Source organism: Pyruvatibacter sp., from assembly GCF_040219635.1.
GTDB lineage: Bacteria > Pseudomonadota > Alphaproteobacteria > CGMCC-115125 > CGMCC-115125 > Pyruvatibacter.
This window is the reverse complement of the sequence record NZ_JAVJSC010000002.1, coordinates 158,229-174,990: the sequence shown is the minus strand read 5'-3', so window position 1 is coordinate 174,990 and position 16,762 is coordinate 158,229. Positions and strand designations below refer to the sequence as shown.

Below are 16,762 nucleotides of genomic sequence, written 5' to 3'. Positions count from 1 at the left end.
AAATGGCCAAGCAGATGCAGGGCGGAAAAACAGAGCAGGTACTGGCGGGAAAGGTCGCCCTGGTCACAGGTGCCGCGCGTGGCCTTGGACGGGCTTCAGCGCTTGGCCTTGCCCGTGAGGGTGCATCCGTTGTGGTAACTGATCTGCGCGCTGATGAAGGTCAGGCCGTTGTGGATGAGATAGCAGGTGAGGGCGGCAAGGCTGTGTTCATCGGTCATGATGTGACCAGCGAAGAACAGTGGGAAGCAGCATGTGCCAAAGCCGAGGAGGCTTTTGGCGCGCTGCATATTCTGGTCAACAATGCGGGCATTGCACCCGCCGGCGAGTACATTGAAAACCTTGAGCTGGCCGACTGGAAACATGTAACGGCGATTGATCTGGACAGTGTGTTTCTTGGCTGCAAGCACGGCATCCGCACAATAAAAAAATACGCCACTAAAGAAAATGCGGATGGGGCGATCATCAACATTTCGTCGATCATGGGGCTGGTCGGGTTTCCACGCAACGCGGACTACAACGCCTCCAAGGGCGGCGTGCGCCTGCTGACCAAGGTTGCAGCGCTTGAGTGCGCCGAGCTTGGCTATGGTATTCGGGTCAATTCAATTCATCCCGGCTTCATTGATACAGCGCTGGTGCGCGATGCCGTGGAAGAAGGCACCAAGCGGCCTGACGCCGTATTCCAGAGTTCAAACGAGATGATTGATATGCTGGTGATGGCGCACCCGCTGGGCAAGCTGGGTGACCCGCGCGACATTGGCGATGCGGTTGTGTTCCTTGCCAGCAACAAATCAGGTTTTATCACCGGCACCGAGTTTGTTGTGGATGGTGGGTACACTATTCAGTAGGCGGAACGTCCAGCGACCTCATCCGAACCCTCTCCCGCTCCAGGACTCTGAAGGGGAGAGGGAACCGGCTGTGAGGCCCTGTTTGTCTGCCTAGAATGCGTATTGCCACCCTGCCATAAGCGACCAGTCGCGTTTCATCTGCGGACCATTGAGGTCTTGCATTACCGGCACGTTTGCTTCGATGGCGAGGCGGTGGCCGCGGATGTAGCCCTCCTGGCCGACGAGATTGACACCCAGACCGGCTTCAATGAACCGTCCACCAATATTGCTTGGGTCGGCTGTTTGCACCGGACCTGCGATACGGGCGTCCTGACCTGAAATCTTGCCGATGGTTTCACCCTTCAGGCGGAGTGATGTCGAGACCCACGGGGCAAACTGGTAAGCCGCCCATGTCGTTAGCTCACCGGCATTTCCCAATTGATAGTTCTCGCTGTTCCTGCCGGAGCGCAACGTTGCCATGGCTTGCGCGCCCCACGAAATATCACCGGAGCGATCGGTGTATGTAATGCCGGGCAGCACATCAACGGTGCCGGAGCCAAGCTGCATGGGGTAGGGCAGACGTACGCGCGGACGCATACCCATAGGCGTTAGGATTGCGCCCTCTTCGGTGATTGACCCGGTGGGCAGGCTGACCCCGATGTTCAGGTGTACTTGTGTGGGGCCTTCGTCCATCAGGCGCACAAGGCCGGAAACCTTTGTGTCGGCAAGTCCTTCAACCTTGGTGGTAAAGCCGCCGATCTGTGCGTTGCCCGGAGGGTTGAACACGATGTGGTCCATCTCCTTTTTCATATACATGCCCATGACCATCAGCGTCAGATTGTCGTTGGGGGCATACATTGCCCCGATCATGTGCATATCCATGGTCATTTCAGTGGGAATGATACGCAGACCCGGCGGCTGCATGGGCGCGCCAAAAAAGCGGTTTGGCGTTGCCAGTACCTGGGCGTTGGACAGGTCGTCCATGCCGTCGCGCACGCCGGACATGTCCATGCGCTTGTAGCGGTAGGAGAACATGACCTCGCCGGCCTTGTGCATATGGTCGCCCATCACACCGATGGGGGCATGACTGTCAGCACGGATGGGCGCAGGTTTTGAATGGTCGATGCCGTCATGAGCCAGAGACGAGGCAGAGAAAAAGAAAAGCGCAGCACACGTGGCTGCAAGCAGGCGTCCATGACCTGCAACAGATGTCGGTTTCATTGGAAAAATCCTGATCGAACAAAAAAAAGTGTGCCGAAATCAGCTCACGCAGAGCTTGATCCCAAAGGCACGGATGTTTGGGTCAGGATTGTGGGGGTGGTGCGCGTGTAGGCGCGGTGGGGTTCAGGTGAAGGGCATGAACCAGCGACAACACCGTTGGGCGTTCGATATTGGCTTCGGCATAGCTGACGGGTATAGGGGCCGCATCAGGCTGAGAGGAAGCGGCAATGGCGGTAACGCCCTTGAGCGCCAGATCACACGCGGTGCGCGGAAGCTCAGGAGCCCGGGTTTGCTCCGATAGGTCCAACCCCAGATCGCGGGCGTCCATGGTAACAGGGCCGTGGACGGTACAGATCACAATCTCAAAAGGTTGGGCCTCAGCGGCGGCCAACGCGGTGGCCACCGGCATGACGGCGGCAAGTGAGAAGGCCGCGAAATGGACGGCAAGCGCCAGCAAGCCCATGAGGGCCGTCCCTTTGCGATTAAGCCGCGTGTGGGCGGTGCTGGCTGCCGATCTCGTCATCAGATGTTTGGGCTACCTACTGGCCGGTATGGTCCATGCCGCCATGATCCATTGCCCCGTGGTCCATTTCCCCGTGGTTTGCGGGCGCTCCGCCACCAGTTGCAACAACCGACACCATCGTTGAAATCTCGCCGGCCTTTTCAAAGGTGAGGGTCATCGGCACTGTTGCGTCAACCTGCAATCCTTCCATCACCTCAAACAGCATCAGGTGAAGGCCTCCGGGTTGGAGCGTAACAACATCGCCTGCGGGAATATCGATGCCGTCGATCATCCGCATCCGCATGACGTCGCCATCTTTTTCGTGGGTGTGCATCTCAACACTGGTCGCGTTGGGCGATGAGGCCGCTATCAGCCTATCGTCGCCGGACCCGGTATTGCGAATGACCATGTAGGCGGCACCTGTTGTGCCAAGGCCGATGGTCTGGCGGGCATAGGGCTCTTCGACACTGATCTCGCTGTCACCGCCCTGAGAACAGGCAACAATGGCAAGCGGGGCCGTGAGCGTTAGAGCAAGCAGAATGCGGCGGATCATGAGCATGGCCTCCGGAGCCGATTGTGGTTGCATGTGTTTACAGTGCGCGCGCCACTCTACATAAGCGGACGCAATGACGCATCATATACCGGCGGAATATCCCCCGTAACGACGGCTGAAAGACGGGAAAAACCCTGACCCTTCAGTCTGCCAACGTGGCATCAGCGGCCTGTTTTTCTTCAAGCTGGCGGCGAATCTCGGCTTGCGCGGCATGGTCAATCGGGTAATTCCAGATCAGGGCAATGGCAGCCACCAGGAAGACAATCGGCAGCAGTGCGAAGATCAGGCGCAGTCCATCAAGGGCTTCTGGCGTATTGGTGGTCGATGAAGGATCGAACCCGACCCATGCCAGCAGGGCGTATGTCACGCCCACAGACACGGCCGCGCCCACTTTTGCGGTGGTGGTCAGCAATGCGTAGAGCAGGGCAGTGCGGTTGTGTCCAGTATCCAGACGGTCCTTATCACAAACATCAGCCATCATGGAGCGCAACAGGAACGGGCCTGCGCCAAATGCAAAACCAAGGAAGAATGTGGCGAACAACGCCAGCCCGAAATCACCCGAACCGGGAAACAGATACACAAGCTGCGCGACGATGCTCCAGATGAATGCAACGCATAACGCACGGTGCTTCGACATGCGTTTGGCCAGCCACATCCAAAACGGCATTCCGGCAAAACCAAGCACGAAATACCCCAGCAGCATCAGGCTTGAATAGCCGGCCAGTTCCCAAACAAAACGCGCCAGAAACAGATAACTTGAGCCAATGATGCCAATAGCAAGGCTGGTCATCATGTCGGCAGCCACAATACGCGCCATGCTCCAGTTGGTTGCCAGCACGCGCAGCGCCTGGCGCCATTCTATTTTGCGCTCTTCGTTCACCGGGGCTGTCTTGTCCGGCACCAGCATGATGGCGGCCAAAGCGGTCAGCGGCAGCGTTATTATGAGGAACCACCCCATGGCACCGACCTTGCCGAATGCATCCACACCGGCTGTGAGTTCCAGCGCGGCTGGCAGGCCGAGCACGGAAATCATCCCAAGAATGATCGCCACTTCGCGCCACCCATAAATGCGGTTGCGCTCGGCGTAGTCGGTTGAGAGTTCAGCGCCCCAGCTTTGATGCGCAATTGTGAGCATGGTGAAGCCCACATAAAGCACGAGCATCCACACCAGAAGGTAGCCGGCGCTTGCGTCAGGCGAGGGGAAATACACAAAAAATGCCGCGACCAGCAGCAGCGGCACCGACAGGGCTATCCAATGGCGGCGGCGGCCCCAGCGGGTGGGGTAGTGGTCAATCACCACGCCCATGATCGGGTCCGTCACCACATCAAAAATGCGCGTCAGCATGAAGATGGTGCCGACCAGCGCAAGCCCCAGACCAACCTCGGTTGCATACAGTGGCGGCAGGTACACCGTGATAGGCAGGCCCAGCCCGCCCATGGGAAAAGTAAGGGCGGCATAGGCCGCCAGCGGTGCGGCTTTCAGGCGCTCGCCCATGGAAGGGCGGGAGCCTGCGGTGCCAGGCGAAGTTGTGTTGGTCAAATGTCCTCCGGCGGGTCGTGCCCGCGTTCTGTGCGCGAGCTTTGACCATCACATGCTGATATCGTCTAGTGCGCATCATGTGGGTGTCATTGTTTGAATGTCACCCCGCAAAAGTGGGACATAATGCCTGCGAAGGGGAGCATCGGGCGGATGAAAGACTTCAGGGACAAGGTGGTGGTTATCACCGGCGGCGCAACCGGCATCGGCTTTTCATTCGCCAAACAGTTTGGGGCGCACGGCGCAAAAATTGTGCTCGCAGGCCGCCGCAGGAACCGGCTTGATAAAGCGGTTGCAGCCCTTGGTGCACAGGGTGTGGATGCTGCGGGATGTGTTTGCGATGTCAGCAAACGTGCGGATGTAGAGGCGTTGGCGGATTTTGCGTGGGACACTTTTGGGCAGGCCGATGTTTTGCTTAACAATGCGGGCGTCAGCCAGCGGCTTTCAACTCTGTTGAAAATGGACCTCGACGATTTTCGGGCGCTGTATGAGATAAATGTGTTTGGCGTGCTCAACGGCATACAGGTTTTCGGGCGGCGTTTTGTCGAGCAGGGCACACCGGCAGCGATTTACAATCTGGGTTCAGAGAACAGTCTGTTTCCGGCCGTTCCCGCATCACACGCCTATGTTTCATCAAAGCACGCGGTGCTGGCGATCACTGAATTGTTGGCCGAGGAAATGCCGGACTTCATAGATGTGGCGCTGATCTGTCCGGGGTTTGTGCAGTCTGAAATGACGCAGGCCATGCCCGGCGGCATGGACACCGATGCCTATACGGCCATTGCGATGAAGCAGCTTATGGACGGTCAGTTCTATGTGGTGTCACACGCTTACAACATGGTGCATATCGATAAGCGATACACTGCGCTGAAAGAAGCCTACGCAACATATGCGCCGCGCTATGAGGGTGATGATGAGCACGACGCGCGGACAATGTTCGCGAAAATGCGCGGGTAGAGATTTTTGAAGACGCGCCGACAACACAACCAAATCCCGCTCCTGCACGATTTGCAGTGGCGGGCAACAGGCGGTAAATGAAGCCCTTGACCGCGACGATGTTTATTCCCCCAGACACCTTTTGATACACCCTTAAGACAATCGGAGCCTGACCCCTTGGACCAGCAAGAAATCATCCGCCTTGAGACTTATCTTCGGAAGAAGTTCCGGCTGGATATCATTGAAGTGCGCCAGCGCCCCATCAAGGATGATTCCGTTGAGGTGTATTTGGGCGATGAGTTCATAGGTGTGATTTTCCGCGACGACGAAGATGGCGAAGTCTCCTATGACTTCAACATGGCTATTCTGGGCTTTGATCTGGATACGGACGCCGCGTAAGAGCGCGGCTTATGGCTCGACGGGGGCCAGCCGCAACTCCTGTGGCGGTGCCTCGGGACGGGCGTTGGCACGGAATGTGGCAATCAGAGCCAGAACCTGATTGTCGATCTCTTTCCATTGTTCCAGATGGGCCCGCTTGTAGCGGTAGCGTAGCACCACGCGCTCACTCAGCAGTATTTCGCGGCGACACCACAGCAATGGCGCGTCGCGTGAACACACCAAAATGGCGGGTGCGCCAGCAGGCCCCGGCCCCACATACATGTCCTGACCGCTAAAGCCCGTATCATTGCGGAATACATAATGGCGCAGGCCATGCGGCCCAGGCTCGCCGTCCCGGTTGGTGACGGCGGGCAGGTAGACAAGCTCAAGGCGGGGTTGGGAGGCAAGCACGCTGTTGGCTTCCTCAATGCGGATGTGCAACACCGGCGATAGCGGATCTGATCGGTCGAACTCGTCACGGGTGCGTTCGGTGAACGGCGTTAGGTCGGGCAGCAGGGCGTGCATCTCAAGGCGCTCAAACGCGCCGCCCTGTCGGGCGCCGGCAAAGCGGGTGTAGTTGGCGGGAATGGCGAGCTGCACATCCACAATAGAGACTTGCACTTTATCCAGCCGGTCTGTTGCCTCAGGCGCAAGACCCAAAATCTCCTCGGTTGTGGGACCGACGTAATACCACAGGAAGATGGCGGCAAACACGATGACGCCAAGTGCCACGAGAACGGGAATAAGCCAAGGCGGACGCTCTACAACTTCATCACGGGTATTCGTCGAGCGGTCACTTGCCATGGGTTTTGATCGGGCTTTTGCTTTTGTCGGTTAACGGCGCGCAGCTAGCGGTACGACATCCTACAGGATTCGTGTTGGGCTGGTGGAGGTTGGTTCCGGTGGCGAGTGTTCTTGCCGTGCCATTTCAGTACGCCGTACGCGTTATTGCGTCACCATTCAGGGCAGCCTGAGGCGGGAAGTCTCAAAAACTCAGAAATGCCTTCGATTTTCACGCTGGTACGCGTCTTGCGCCCCAATCGATGCAACCGCCCGTTTGTGGGTGGTTCTGGGTCAGTTTTGGTGTCCGGGGCAGTTCAATGGGTGAGATGACAGTTTTTATGATGGCTGTGCTGACGGGTCTCGTCACCGCAGGCGTTACATCAAGTTTCTATCGGCTGATCACGCACAAGCCGCCAAGCTTCAATGTGCTGACCGCGCCGTTGCCGGAAGTTATTACCGGCACCGCAACTCTCGTTTTTGCCGGCCCGATGGTCATCATGCGCAACGCCGTGCGGGCAAGAGTTCTGGAACAACGGGCATGGATATGGCTCGCTCTATCAGCTGGCATTGCGGTTTTCTGGAGCTTCATGTCGGGCATTTTCGTGCTGCGTTTGATCCTGTCTGCCTAGACATTGGTGTGCCAATTGGAGGGCAGTTGGTCTGGCCGATGCGCAAACCATCTGACAAAACGTCATGGTGCACTGCATTTAGTTCCCGCGGAATTGCATGGCTGGCATACTGGTTTGAGAATGATCTGAAAATGGTTCACCATTCATAAACCGGGATTTTTGTGGCGCCCCTCCGTAAAACCCTTCTTTTTTTTTATTTTCAGGTGTTTATGAGATTTTGTCATTGTCTTGACAGATAGTCACCTGAGAACACCAATATCGAACTGTCATATACTTTTGCATCCACGCGTGCTGTTGCACCTTGACCTGCGAGGCCGTCACTCCTATCTGAATACTCGGAACAACGAGTTTAGATGCACTGCACAAACAAGCCGGTGGCTAACGTTTGATCAGTTTGGAGGGCCTACAGATGCAAAGCCTGTTTGGAAACATTCTTGCTGTCGTCGCTATCGCGGCCAGTGCCATTCTGTATGAAGTTGGCGTTCTGGCTCCAGGTGATGCATTTTTTGCAGTGGCCGTTGTGCTGCTGGTGTTCACGGCCAACCAGTTGATCGCGCGCGAAAATCAGCCGCTGCGCGATGCTGTCGTGAACATGTTCACAAACCCACGCTCTTACTCTGGACGCGGTGCATTTGCTGCTTACGTCGGCACTTCGGCAGTTGGTGCCATCGTGATCTTTCAGACGATGGCCTATCTTTAGACCCTCATCGACATAACCAAGACGGCATTCCTCCCTTATCGTCTTGCAATTGGGGCGCTTTTCCTCCTCCTCGGAAAAGCGCCCTTTTTTTATCTGATTTAGCGCCTTGCAATTGCGGGCACCGGCAATGGGTCAGGCCAGCTTATTTGGTGTTGTGTCGGCTGACTGCTGCGCACTACGCGTACGGCGACGCTTGATGACACGGCGACTTCCGGCCAGGCCCAGCCAGCCCAATACGGCGACGCCCAGTGCCCAGACCCATTCAAGCATCCAGCGCAGTATATTGATCGCCCCCTTGAAGGCTCGCAGCGAGGTTTTGCCGGTCAGTTCAATGATGCCGCGCGTCTTGACGCCCAATGTCATGGACATGTCGGCCACATTCTCTAGGTCGCGCGTATTATCCACATAGCGCATCAGCCGCACGCTTTCGGCGGGGCCAACGGCGGTACGCATTTCGTCCATGCGCGACAATACGGGAAAGAGTTCGGCGCTCTTTACGTTGTCCGTGTAGGCCCCGATGGCGCGGCGGGTGGAGGCCGGGTCTGCAAGTGATACATCGTTCAGGGTGCGGCGCAGAGCGGGAAAGTCCACGGCGCGGGACACCAGCGTGCCCAGCTCATCCGCAAATGATCTGGTCATGGTGCCGGCTTTCTTGGCCACTTTGAGCAGCGATACGCCCACACGTGCGGGCAAGCCACCCCCGGCGGTTGCAACCGTACCGGCGGTTACCGCGAGGCCTACAACCGAGAGGCCCAATATGATCTGGCTGTAGTCCTCACCAGCCACCATTTTGGAGCCTTCGCTGCTGATATCGCGAATATCGCCAATGACGGTGAGGTCTGAGGTTACAGCGCCTGCGAACGCGGCGCTGTCTGAGCCTTCGCCACTCACAAACCCTTCAAAGAAGCTGCCGGTATTGCGCAGTACAACTGCGGTTGTGGTTTGAGACGCTGCAAGGGCATCGCGGGTTTGTGGCGCCAGTTCGCGGTCCATATAGGCTGCAATTTCAGCATACATTTCCGCGTCGTCCTGGCGATTGTCGGCCAGTGCTTCGAGAATGCGGCCGTCCAGTTCATCCGCCGACACAACAGCATCGAGTTCCTGCATGATGAGGGTTTCTGTCGGGATTTCCTCAAGATAGGCGTCAAGCAGACCCGCCTCCAGCGCCAGAATAAGGCCGCCGGGAATGACGATCGCCAGAAAAACAAAGAAAAACGCCCGCATTTCCAACCCTCCGCGACATGCACCTATGTCCGGCCCCCACTACTGCCAGTAGCGTGCTGCATTGCGTAACAGGATGCAAATGACCGTTTGCATGAGGCTTAACGAGGTTTAGGCGCCTTCAGTTTCGGGTTTAATCCGGCGCCTGTCAGCTTGCCTGCTTCATTTTCGCAAGCATCTCACCCATCGCTGCATGAACCGCATTTACGGCCTGCAGGGGGCGGATCATCACGCGAAACTCCGTGATTTTGCCCTCGTCGTTGCAGGTGATGATGTCCACGCCGTTGACGTATTTGCCGTTCATCTCGGTTTCAAACTCAAGCACGGCGTGATGTCCGGCCATCACTTCCTTGGTGTATTTGAACTTGCCGGCATTGTCGGCGGGCTTGCCATCCGCAGATTTGCCCTCGCCGCCAAGCGTACCGCCTGCCGCCCGCAGATAGGCCAGGGTCAGATCCTTGCCGTGCTGTGGCGTGAACACTACCGGTGAAATGAACACGCAATCTTCCGCGATCAGATTTTCAAGACCACCCGGCTTCTTGTGAATGATGTAATCGTGCCAGTCGGCAATGCATTTTTCGATCATGTGATGGTCCGTCCCTGTTTGCTGTGCGCGGGAGAGTAACCCATCAACCGATAGGCCCGCCACCTTGCCTGCGGATTGCAACGACAGACGGACGCGGCGGCGTTGCATCATCAAAATCCGGCCAGCGGGTCATCGGGTCTTCAAAGGTCGAGGCACGGCCGTGCGGCTCAAAAGCCAGAGCACCGTCTGTTCCGGGGTGCTGCACCGCCACAAACAGGGTTTCGCCGTCTGGCGTAAAACATGGGCCGCACATTTCTGCACCAGCAGGCACACGGTAGAACATGGCACTGGTACCCCTTTGGTCGCCATGTGTGCCAAGTGCCCAAACACCATCGGCGGTACCCGACGTTTGGCTCCAGCCAGAACCTTGGTCAGTGGTCACCCACAAGCGGCCTGACGGATCAATTGCCAGATTGTCGGGGCAGGCAAACCAGCCATTGGCGCTTGTCGAGGGTGAGAACTTGGCACCAATCTGCGGCACCGACGGATCGCCGGCCTTGACCAGGATGTCCCACCTAAATGTATCAGCTGCGTGGTCGTCATCGGGCGGCGACAGCTCGACGATCAGGCCCCAGAAATTGGGACCACGGTCCTGCATGGCGTCCGTCTGACCCGGCGTGCGGCGGGAATTGTTGGTCAACGCCACATAGACTTTGTTGGTTTTGGGGTTTGGTTCCACGTCTTCGGGCCGGTCAAGCGGTGTGGCTTCCAGAAGGTCTGCTGCACGGCGGGTTTCGATCATCACGTCGGCCTGGCTGTCAAACCCGTTTTCAGCGGTCAGCGGACCTTGCCCGTGAATGAGCGGCATCCATGTCAGCGATCCGTCGTCGCTGAACCTGGCAACACTCAGCGTGCCCTCATCGAGAAGGCCAAAATTGGCGGCACGGTCGTCCGTATTCACCGTATTTTTGCTGACGAAACGATAAAGATAATCAAACCGCTGGTCGTCGCCCATATAGATGACAAGACGACCATCCTTGTTGATGATGCTTTCAGCACCTTCATGCTTGAAGCGACCCAGAGCCGTGCGCTTTACCGGCGTTGAGGCGGGGTCCAGCGGGTCCACTTCGACCACCCAGCCAAAGCGGTTTGCCTCGTTCGGCTCTTTGTTGATATCGAAACGCTCGAAGTGGCGACCCCAATCGTAGCCACGGCCCATGGCCACGCCGTAGCGGCAGAAGTTGCGGGCCTCCGGGTGGGTTGCCTCACCTGCCATGCACAGGGCTGCAAGCTCGCTATCGGTTTCCCATTGGCGATCGGTGTCGTGCAGCTTGCCGCGAAAATAGAAATGGAAATTCTCTTCCGCCATCAGGTAGCTGCCATAGGGCGTGATGCCGCCCGCGCAGTTATTGACTGTGCCGATGACGCTGGTGCCGGTCGGATCAGCGTTTGTCTGCATCCGGACGTGGCCGGCGGCGGGGCCGGAGATGTTCATCACTGTTGAGCGCGTTGAAATGCGGCGGTTGAGGTTACTGTCCGACACAACGGTCCAGATGCCGTCCGCATCACGCGCGATCTCGACAATGGATCCGCCATGGGCCGCCATTTCCATCTCGGCGAGTTCGGCGGGGCTGTTGAACCGCAGGTCATACGGGAACATCACGTCGCGCGATGTGAATTCGTGATTGACACACAGCACGCCGCGCGAACCGTCGTCATTCAGCGGTATAAAGCCCACATAATCATTGTTGTAGCCGAACTGCTTTTCCTGCGCGTCCGCATCGGTGCTGCCGGGCACAAAAGCCGGCGCATCTGCAACCACCGGGTCACCCCAGCGGATCAATATGTCGGCCTGATAACCCGGCGCGACCACATGGTCGGTTGAGACACCATGGCTGATCTCGGTGAACGAGGGCAGGGAGCCAGGCGAGCGCGCGGGCTCTACTGCGGCTGTGGTTTCGTCGCCTGCATCCTGCCCGCAGGCGGCCAGCAGGGATGCCGGAGCAATGGCAAGTGCTGCATATGCCGTAGTGCCCATTGCACCTTTCAGGAAGCCGCGACGTCCCATACGTGCAGCGGCGACCTCTCCAAAGGTGGGTGCTCCCACGGGGCTGGACCGGACATTCTCATCGTCTTCCAGCATGACGCCGCAATTGACATCGGTATTTGAACGGCCGGACATGACGGGCAGTCTCCTGAGTTTGGTCGCGATGATCTGCCGCGTAACCTATGCCGAACCGATGACGTGTAAATGACGTGCGACGGAAGCCGCCCATCGTGCCAAAATGGCAGGCGACTCGACAATTTTTAACTGCACAAAGACAGGGGATATCGCATGGCCATTTATGGCTTGGACGGAGTGGAGCCGGTACTGCCGGCGCAGGGGCGTTACTGGGTGGCCCCCAACGCTGCCGTCATTGGTAATGTGCTGCTGGAAGAAGATGCCAGCGTTTGGTTCAACGCCACCGTGCGCGGCGATAACGACCAGATGCGCATCGGTACACGCAGCAACATTCAGGATGGCTCGGTGCTGCACTCAGACCCCGGAATGCCTCTGACCATCGGCGCGGATGTCACTGTTGGTCATATGGTTATGCTGCATGGCTGCACTATTGGTGACGGCTCGCTCATCGGGATTGGATCAACGGTGCTCAACGGCGCAAAGATAGGCAAAGGATCGATCATCGGGGCCCATGCGCTGGTGACCGAAGGCAAGGAAATACCTGACGGTGTTCTGGCTGTTGGAGCCCCCGCAAAGGTGGTGCGCGAGCTGACGCCGCAAGACAGCGCCGCGCTCAAGTTTTCCGCCCATCACTACGTTGAAAACTGGCGCAAATTTGCTGTTTCCATGCAAAAGTTGGCGGACTGAGCATTAGTGCCTAGAGTGCTTAAAACCGCTAGTTGACTACATTGGGGAGGGCTAAATGAGTGAAGCCCATGATCTGAACAGCGCTGAACCGAATGAGGTTCTGTATGAGGTTGATGAGTGCATTGCCACCATCACCCTGAACGCGCCTGAGCGCATGAACACCATCTCGGGACCGATGCTGCGGCAGTTGACTGAATTGCTGGTGACCGCAGAGGAGGACACCGGAGTGCGTTGTGTCATTCTGACCGGCAGCGGGCGGGCTTTTTGTGCCGGGCTCAACCTTGAAGAAGCAAAGTCCAGCAGCGGCATAAGTGGGGGCACTTTCAGTGCAACGCTTGATCTGCGCAACACGCCGCCTACCGTCATGCAGGCGATGGACACCCCCACCATCTGTGCTGTCAATGGCGGCGCGGCAGGCTATGGCATGGATACAGCGCTGGGCTGCGACATTCGGCTGATGGCGGACACTGCAAAGCTGGCCGCAGCATTTACCAGGCGCGGCGTTGTGCCTGAGTCCGGCGGCACCTGGTTTTTGCCGCGCATGATCGGCTGGGAAAAGGCCTCCGAACTGATTTTTACCGGACGCACCCTGTCGGCGGAAGAGAGCGTCGAGTGGGGGCTTGCCTCCCGCGTGGTCCCTGCGGCGGAACTGATGAGCCATGCCCGCGCGCTCGCAAAAGAGATTGCCGAGAACGCACCGCTGGCCGTGCAGGCCTCAAAACGGATGATGCGGATGGGGCTCAACGAAACCTTCCCCGACCATGTTCATCATGTCTATTTGCAGCTTCTGCCGCTGATGCGTTCGCAGGATATGAAAGAAGGCATGATGGCGTTTCTGGAAAAGCGCAAGCCGGACTTCAAAGGCCGCTAGGAAACATCATTTTGGCATTTGACCGCATCGGGTTGATATTCAAAAGAACGCCAGGCGTGCTGCTGCTGGCGGCTATGGTTTTGTTGCACGTTGAGTTTGCTTCCGCACAAAGTGCTGAGGGTGTCGCGGGCCGGTATGCCGGGTTTGCCATGAGCGAAGGCGTGGTTGCGAACCTGGCTGAAGATAACGGGCGGATTATTGGTCAGTACACCGACAAGTCAGGCCGCGTTTATACACTCAACGGCCAGCGTGTGGGCGAGGGTGCTCAGGGGCTTTTGGAGCGCGATGGCACCCAGGCTTTTTTCCAGCTTGAGCCGCGGCCGTTGGGTATTCAGTTTTTGTATATCCCTGCTGACAACACAGGCACGCCTGATCTGAGCAATGCGGTTCAGGCAGCGCTGGCCCGCGAGAATGTTGACGTGGATACGTTGCTGGGACAGGCCCCGCGCGAAACCAGCCGGGGGGAAGTTGTGCTCGCGGATGGCGCAAGCGGTGCTGACCTTGCCGAAGACTATGTGAACCTCGCTCCGCGTGAGCGGGAACTCATCAGGCTGTTTGACCATGTGCAGGCGCATCTGGCAGGTCGTCTGTGCAGCGCTGTCGTTGCACGGAAACTTGACGCTTCCCATCGTGCGATCGGACTGGCACTTGAACGTCAGCAGGCAGGCTGCAGTGCAATCTCAACGCTGCGCGAGCGCGCCATAGAATCTCAGGCCTATGATAGTTTTGAAACCCGCCTGGCCGTTCAACAGGAGTTGCTGACCACCACTATGGCCTGCGATGCAGGCCAAAAAGATGCGGCAACCTGCCAGACGGCGGGAGCCATGAATGCGACGATGTTTGAACAGTGGCGGCGGGCAGCGGTCATATTCGCCGAGGTTGCAGAGGGTGGCGGCACCGCCGAAGGGAGCGGTGCGGGTTCAGGACCGATGACACTCAGGGGCGGTGTGGGCGAAGTGCCGACACCCGGCGCGCGTCCGGAGCGCTAGACCGAAAAAGACGTGCCGCAGCCACATGATGCGGTGGCGTTAGGGTTTTTCACCTGAAAAGACTGGCCGATCAGGTCGTCCACATAATCAAGTTCGGAACCGCTCATATATTCGAGTGACATCTCGTCCACCAGCACGGTGGCCCCGTCACGCTCGATGACCAGATCGTCAGCGTTTTTGCTGGTCTCAAGGGTAAAATTATACTGGAAGCCTGAACAGCCGCCGCCATCGACGCTGACGCGCAGCATGGTGCCAGCGGGTTCGCCTGACAGGATGGCTGCGACCTGCTTGGCCGCATTGGCCGTCACCGCAAAAGGTGCCGTATCCGCTGGCCTGCTCTCGACTTCAACACCACTCATGGGTACACCCTCACTTAATATGCATCGCGCTCTCAGGGGTATGCGATGCAACCTGTTATCAATAGGTAATGGCTGGCCCCTGAATGTCAATTCACCGGGCATTGGCCTGCCGCGACCAAGCGAAGAGGCACACCCCATGAGCAAGACCTGGCGGGTTTATCTTTCCGGCGAAATCCACACCGACTGGCGCGACCAGATTGAGGCCGGCACTCGTGACGCGGGCCTACCGGTGACGTTCTCGGCTCCGGTGACAGACCACGGGGCCTCCGACGCGGCGGGGGCTGAGATACTGGGCGCGGAAGACGATGAGTTCTGGTTCGACAACAAAGGTGCCAAGGTAAACGCTATCCGCACTTCAACGCTGATCAAGGATGCTGACATCGTGGTGGTCCGTTTCGGGGACAAATACAAACAGTGGAACGCCGCGTTTGATGCTGGCTACGCCGCAGCGCTGGGCAAGCCCATTGTCACGCTCCATGACCCTGATCTGCGGCACCCGCTCAAGGAAGTGGATGGAGCAGCGCTTGCCTGGGCGCAGGAACCTGCACAGGTAGTGCGCGTGCTGAAATATGTCATTGAAGGCACGTTGTAGGCGTGGCACCGGCTCTGAGCAAACCATCTGATCACGCAGGTGCGGCGTATGCATCCGACCCTACCCAAACGCGCGGGCGGCGGTTTGAGGAGATGGAGAGCCGCACGCGGTCGCCCTATCAGCGCGACCGGGACAGGATCATCCATTCGGGTGCCTTCCGGCGGCTCAAGCACAAGACGCAGGTGTTTGTCTATCACGAGGGTGACTATTACCGCACGCGGCTTACGCATTCGCTGGAAGTGGCGCAGATAGCCCGCTCGCTCAGCCGGTTTTTGAACCTTGATGAAGATCTGGCCGAGGCCTTGGCGCTGGCTCATGACCTTGGCCACACTCCGTTTGGCCATGCGGGCGAGGATGCGCTGGCGGAGTGCATGAAAGGCTATGGTGGCTTTGACCACAACGCCCAGACATTGCGCATCGTCACGCGGCTTGAGCAGCGCTATGCGGACTTTGACGGGCTGAACCTTACCTGGGAAACGCTGGAAGGCGTTGTAAAGCACAACGGTCCGGTAATTTCGAAAGGCCAAAGCACCGCGCATCTGCCGCGCGCGTTTCGGGAGTATGAGGGGCTCGAGGCGCTTGATCTGCACACCTATGCAAGCCTTGAGGCGCAGATCGCCGCGTTGTCAGACGACATTGCCTACAACAACCACGACATTGACGATGGCCTGCGCGCCGGACTGTTTACGGTTGATGATCTGATGGCGCTGCCGCTGGTGGGTGAGATGTTTCGTGAGGTTTACGATGCCTATCCCGGCCTTGCACCGCGTCGGCTGCGTCATGAATCCATCAGGCGGTTGATTTCTCATATGGTTGAGGATGTGATCGGTGAAACATCGCGGCGGCTCTCAGCGCTGGGGGCTACGAGCAGCGATGATATTCGCAACGCTAACCATCAGGTTGCCGCGTTCTCTGACGAGATGCAGCGCCACGACAAAGCGCTGAAATCGTTTTTGCTGGAGCGCATGTATCGGCATTACCGCGTCAACCGCTCCATGAGCAAAGCCAAGCGGGTGATGACGCAGCTTTTTGAGTTGCTGGTGAGTGAGCCCAACTTGCTGCCCGATGAATGGCAGGCGCTCACGGATGGCGCGCGCACTCAGCAGACAGCGGAAACGGTGTGCGACTTTGTGGCAGGCATGACAGACCGGTTTGCCATCGAGGAGCACCGACGGATGTTCGAGAACGATCCGATTTTCAGGTAGCCGTCTGACACACCGATGACAAACCGGCTGCAAGGGTGTATCGACCCGCACTGCCTTTTACCTTACA

The 16,762-nt window shown here is 58.0% G+C and carries 19 protein-coding genes; 10 read left to right on the top strand and 9 right to left on the bottom strand.

What is annotated here, in order from left to right; translation table 11 throughout:
- Window positions 1–2 precede the first annotated feature (2 nt).
- The gene (locus tag RIB87_RS01805; protein WP_350142900.1) at window positions 3–845 is read left to right on the top strand and encodes a glucose 1-dehydrogenase; all 843 of its coding nucleotides are present in this window, start codon (window positions 3–5) and stop codon (window positions 843–845) included.
- Between the two features lie 90 nt (window positions 846–935).
- Here RIB87_RS01805 and RIB87_RS01800 read toward each other — a convergent pair whose 3' ends face one another.
- From RIB87_RS01800 to RIB87_RS01785, 4 genes are all read right to left on the bottom strand, one after another.
- On the bottom strand, window positions 936–2,045 hold the full coding sequence (locus tag RIB87_RS01800; RefSeq protein ID WP_350142898.1) for a transporter family protein: 1,110 nt from the start codon (window positions 2,043–2,045) through the stop codon (window positions 936–938).
- Between the two features lie 82 nt (window positions 2,046–2,127).
- Window positions 2,128–2,568, bottom strand: a complete 441-nt coding sequence (locus RIB87_RS01795) for a hypothetical protein (protein ID WP_350142896.1) — start codon at window positions 2,566–2,568, stop codon at window positions 2,128–2,130.
- Between the two features lie 16 nt (window positions 2,569–2,584).
- Window positions 2,585–3,100, bottom strand: a complete 516-nt coding sequence (locus tag RIB87_RS01790; protein WP_350142894.1) for a copper chaperone PCu(A)C — start codon at window positions 3,098–3,100, stop codon at window positions 2,585–2,587.
- Window positions 3,101–3,242: 142 nt separating this feature from the next.
- Window positions 3,243–4,640: an MFS transporter gene (locus tag RIB87_RS01785; RefSeq protein ID WP_350142892.1), complete on the bottom strand. Its 1,398-nt coding sequence runs from the start codon at window positions 4,638–4,640 to the stop codon at window positions 3,243–3,245.
- A gap of 150 nt (window positions 4,641–4,790) precedes the next feature.
- Here RIB87_RS01785 and RIB87_RS01780 point away from each other — a divergent pair, with 150 nt between their 5' ends.
- Both RIB87_RS01780 and RIB87_RS01775 read left to right on the top strand, forming a co-directional pair.
- Window positions 4,791–5,594, top strand: a complete 804-nt coding sequence (locus RIB87_RS01780; protein WP_350142890.1) for an SDR family NAD(P)-dependent oxidoreductase — start codon at window positions 4,791–4,793, stop codon at window positions 5,592–5,594.
- 156 nt (window positions 5,595–5,750) lie between these two features.
- Window positions 5,751–5,972, top strand: coding sequence for a DUF3126 family protein (locus tag RIB87_RS01775; protein WP_350142888.1), 222 nt, complete (start codon window positions 5,751–5,753; stop codon window positions 5,970–5,972).
- A gap of 9 nt (window positions 5,973–5,981) precedes the next feature.
- Here the strand turns inward: RIB87_RS01775 and RIB87_RS01770 are convergent, their stop codons facing one another.
- The gene (locus tag RIB87_RS01770; RefSeq protein WP_350142886.1) at window positions 5,982–6,755 is read right to left on the bottom strand and encodes a hypothetical protein; all 774 of its coding nucleotides are present in this window, start codon (window positions 6,753–6,755) and stop codon (window positions 5,982–5,984) included.
- A 296-nt stretch (window positions 6,756–7,051) separates the two neighbouring features.
- Between RIB87_RS01770 and RIB87_RS01765 the strand changes: the two genes are divergently transcribed.
- Complete coding sequence (locus tag RIB87_RS01765; RefSeq protein WP_350142884.1) at window positions 7,052–7,363, top strand: DUF6949 family protein; 312 nt, start codon at window positions 7,052–7,054, stop codon at window positions 7,361–7,363.
- Between the two features lie 409 nt (window positions 7,364–7,772).
- Window positions 7,773–8,063: a hypothetical protein gene (locus RIB87_RS01760; RefSeq protein ID WP_350142882.1), complete on the top strand. Its 291-nt coding sequence runs from the start codon at window positions 7,773–7,775 to the stop codon at window positions 8,061–8,063.
- Window positions 8,064–8,195: 132 nt separating this feature from the next.
- On the opposite strand, the gene RIB87_RS01755 is transcribed toward RIB87_RS01760, so the two are convergent.
- The 3 genes from RIB87_RS01755 to RIB87_RS01745 all read right to left on the bottom strand — a co-directional run bounded on the left by RIB87_RS01755 (window position 8,196) and on the right by RIB87_RS01745 (window position 11,992).
- Window positions 8,196–9,287: a hypothetical protein gene (locus tag RIB87_RS01755; protein WP_350142880.1), complete on the bottom strand. Its 1,092-nt coding sequence runs from the start codon at window positions 9,285–9,287 to the stop codon at window positions 8,196–8,198.
- Between the two features lie 145 nt (window positions 9,288–9,432).
- Complete coding sequence (locus tag RIB87_RS01750) at window positions 9,433–9,870, bottom strand: nuclear transport factor 2-like protein (protein ID WP_350142878.1); 438 nt, start codon at window positions 9,868–9,870, stop codon at window positions 9,433–9,435.
- Between the two features lie 43 nt (window positions 9,871–9,913).
- Window positions 9,914–11,992, bottom strand: coding sequence for a PhoX family protein (locus tag RIB87_RS01745; RefSeq protein WP_350142876.1), 2,079 nt, complete (start codon window positions 11,990–11,992; stop codon window positions 9,914–9,916).
- Window positions 11,993–12,145: 153 nt separating this feature from the next.
- On the opposite strand from RIB87_RS01745, the gene RIB87_RS01740 reads away from it, so the two are divergent.
- Genes RIB87_RS01740 through RIB87_RS01730 form a run of 3 tightly spaced genes read left to right on the top strand, consistent with a single transcriptional unit; the run spans window position 12,146 to window position 14,539 of the window.
- Window positions 12,146–12,679, top strand: a complete 534-nt coding sequence (locus tag RIB87_RS01740) for a gamma carbonic anhydrase family protein (RefSeq protein WP_350142874.1) — start codon at window positions 12,146–12,148, stop codon at window positions 12,677–12,679.
- A gap of 55 nt (window positions 12,680–12,734) precedes the next feature.
- Entirely contained in the window at window positions 12,735–13,550 is an 816-nt protein-coding gene (locus tag RIB87_RS01735; protein WP_350142872.1) for an enoyl-CoA hydratase/isomerase family protein, read from the top strand.
- An 11-nt stretch (window positions 13,551–13,561) separates the two neighbouring features.
- Window positions 13,562–14,539: a hypothetical protein gene (locus RIB87_RS01730; protein WP_350142870.1), complete on the top strand. Its 978-nt coding sequence runs from the start codon at window positions 13,562–13,564 to the stop codon at window positions 14,537–14,539.
- Here RIB87_RS01730 and erpA read toward each other — a convergent pair.
- Window positions 14,536–14,898 carry an iron-sulfur cluster insertion protein ErpA gene (erpA, locus tag RIB87_RS01725; RefSeq protein ID WP_350142867.1) on the bottom strand — a complete coding sequence of 121 codons (363 nt, stop codon included), beginning with the start codon at window positions 14,896–14,898 and terminating at the stop codon, window positions 14,536–14,538. The two genes, RIB87_RS01730 and erpA, sit on opposite strands and share 4 nt — an antisense overlap.
- A 136-nt stretch (window positions 14,899–15,034) precedes the next feature.
- Here erpA and RIB87_RS01720 point away from each other — a divergent pair, with 136 nt between their 5' ends.
- Window positions 15,035–15,490 carry a YtoQ family protein gene (locus RIB87_RS01720; RefSeq protein WP_350142865.1) on the top strand — a complete coding sequence of 152 codons (456 nt, stop codon included), beginning with the start codon at window positions 15,035–15,037 and terminating at the stop codon, window positions 15,488–15,490.
- Between the two features lie 2 nt (window positions 15,491–15,492).
- The gene (locus tag RIB87_RS01715; protein WP_350142863.1) at window positions 15,493–16,695 is read left to right on the top strand and encodes a deoxyguanosinetriphosphate triphosphohydrolase; all 1,203 of its coding nucleotides are present in this window, start codon (window positions 15,493–15,495) and stop codon (window positions 16,693–16,695) included.
- The last annotated feature ends 67 nt before the right edge of the window (window positions 16,696–16,762 follow it).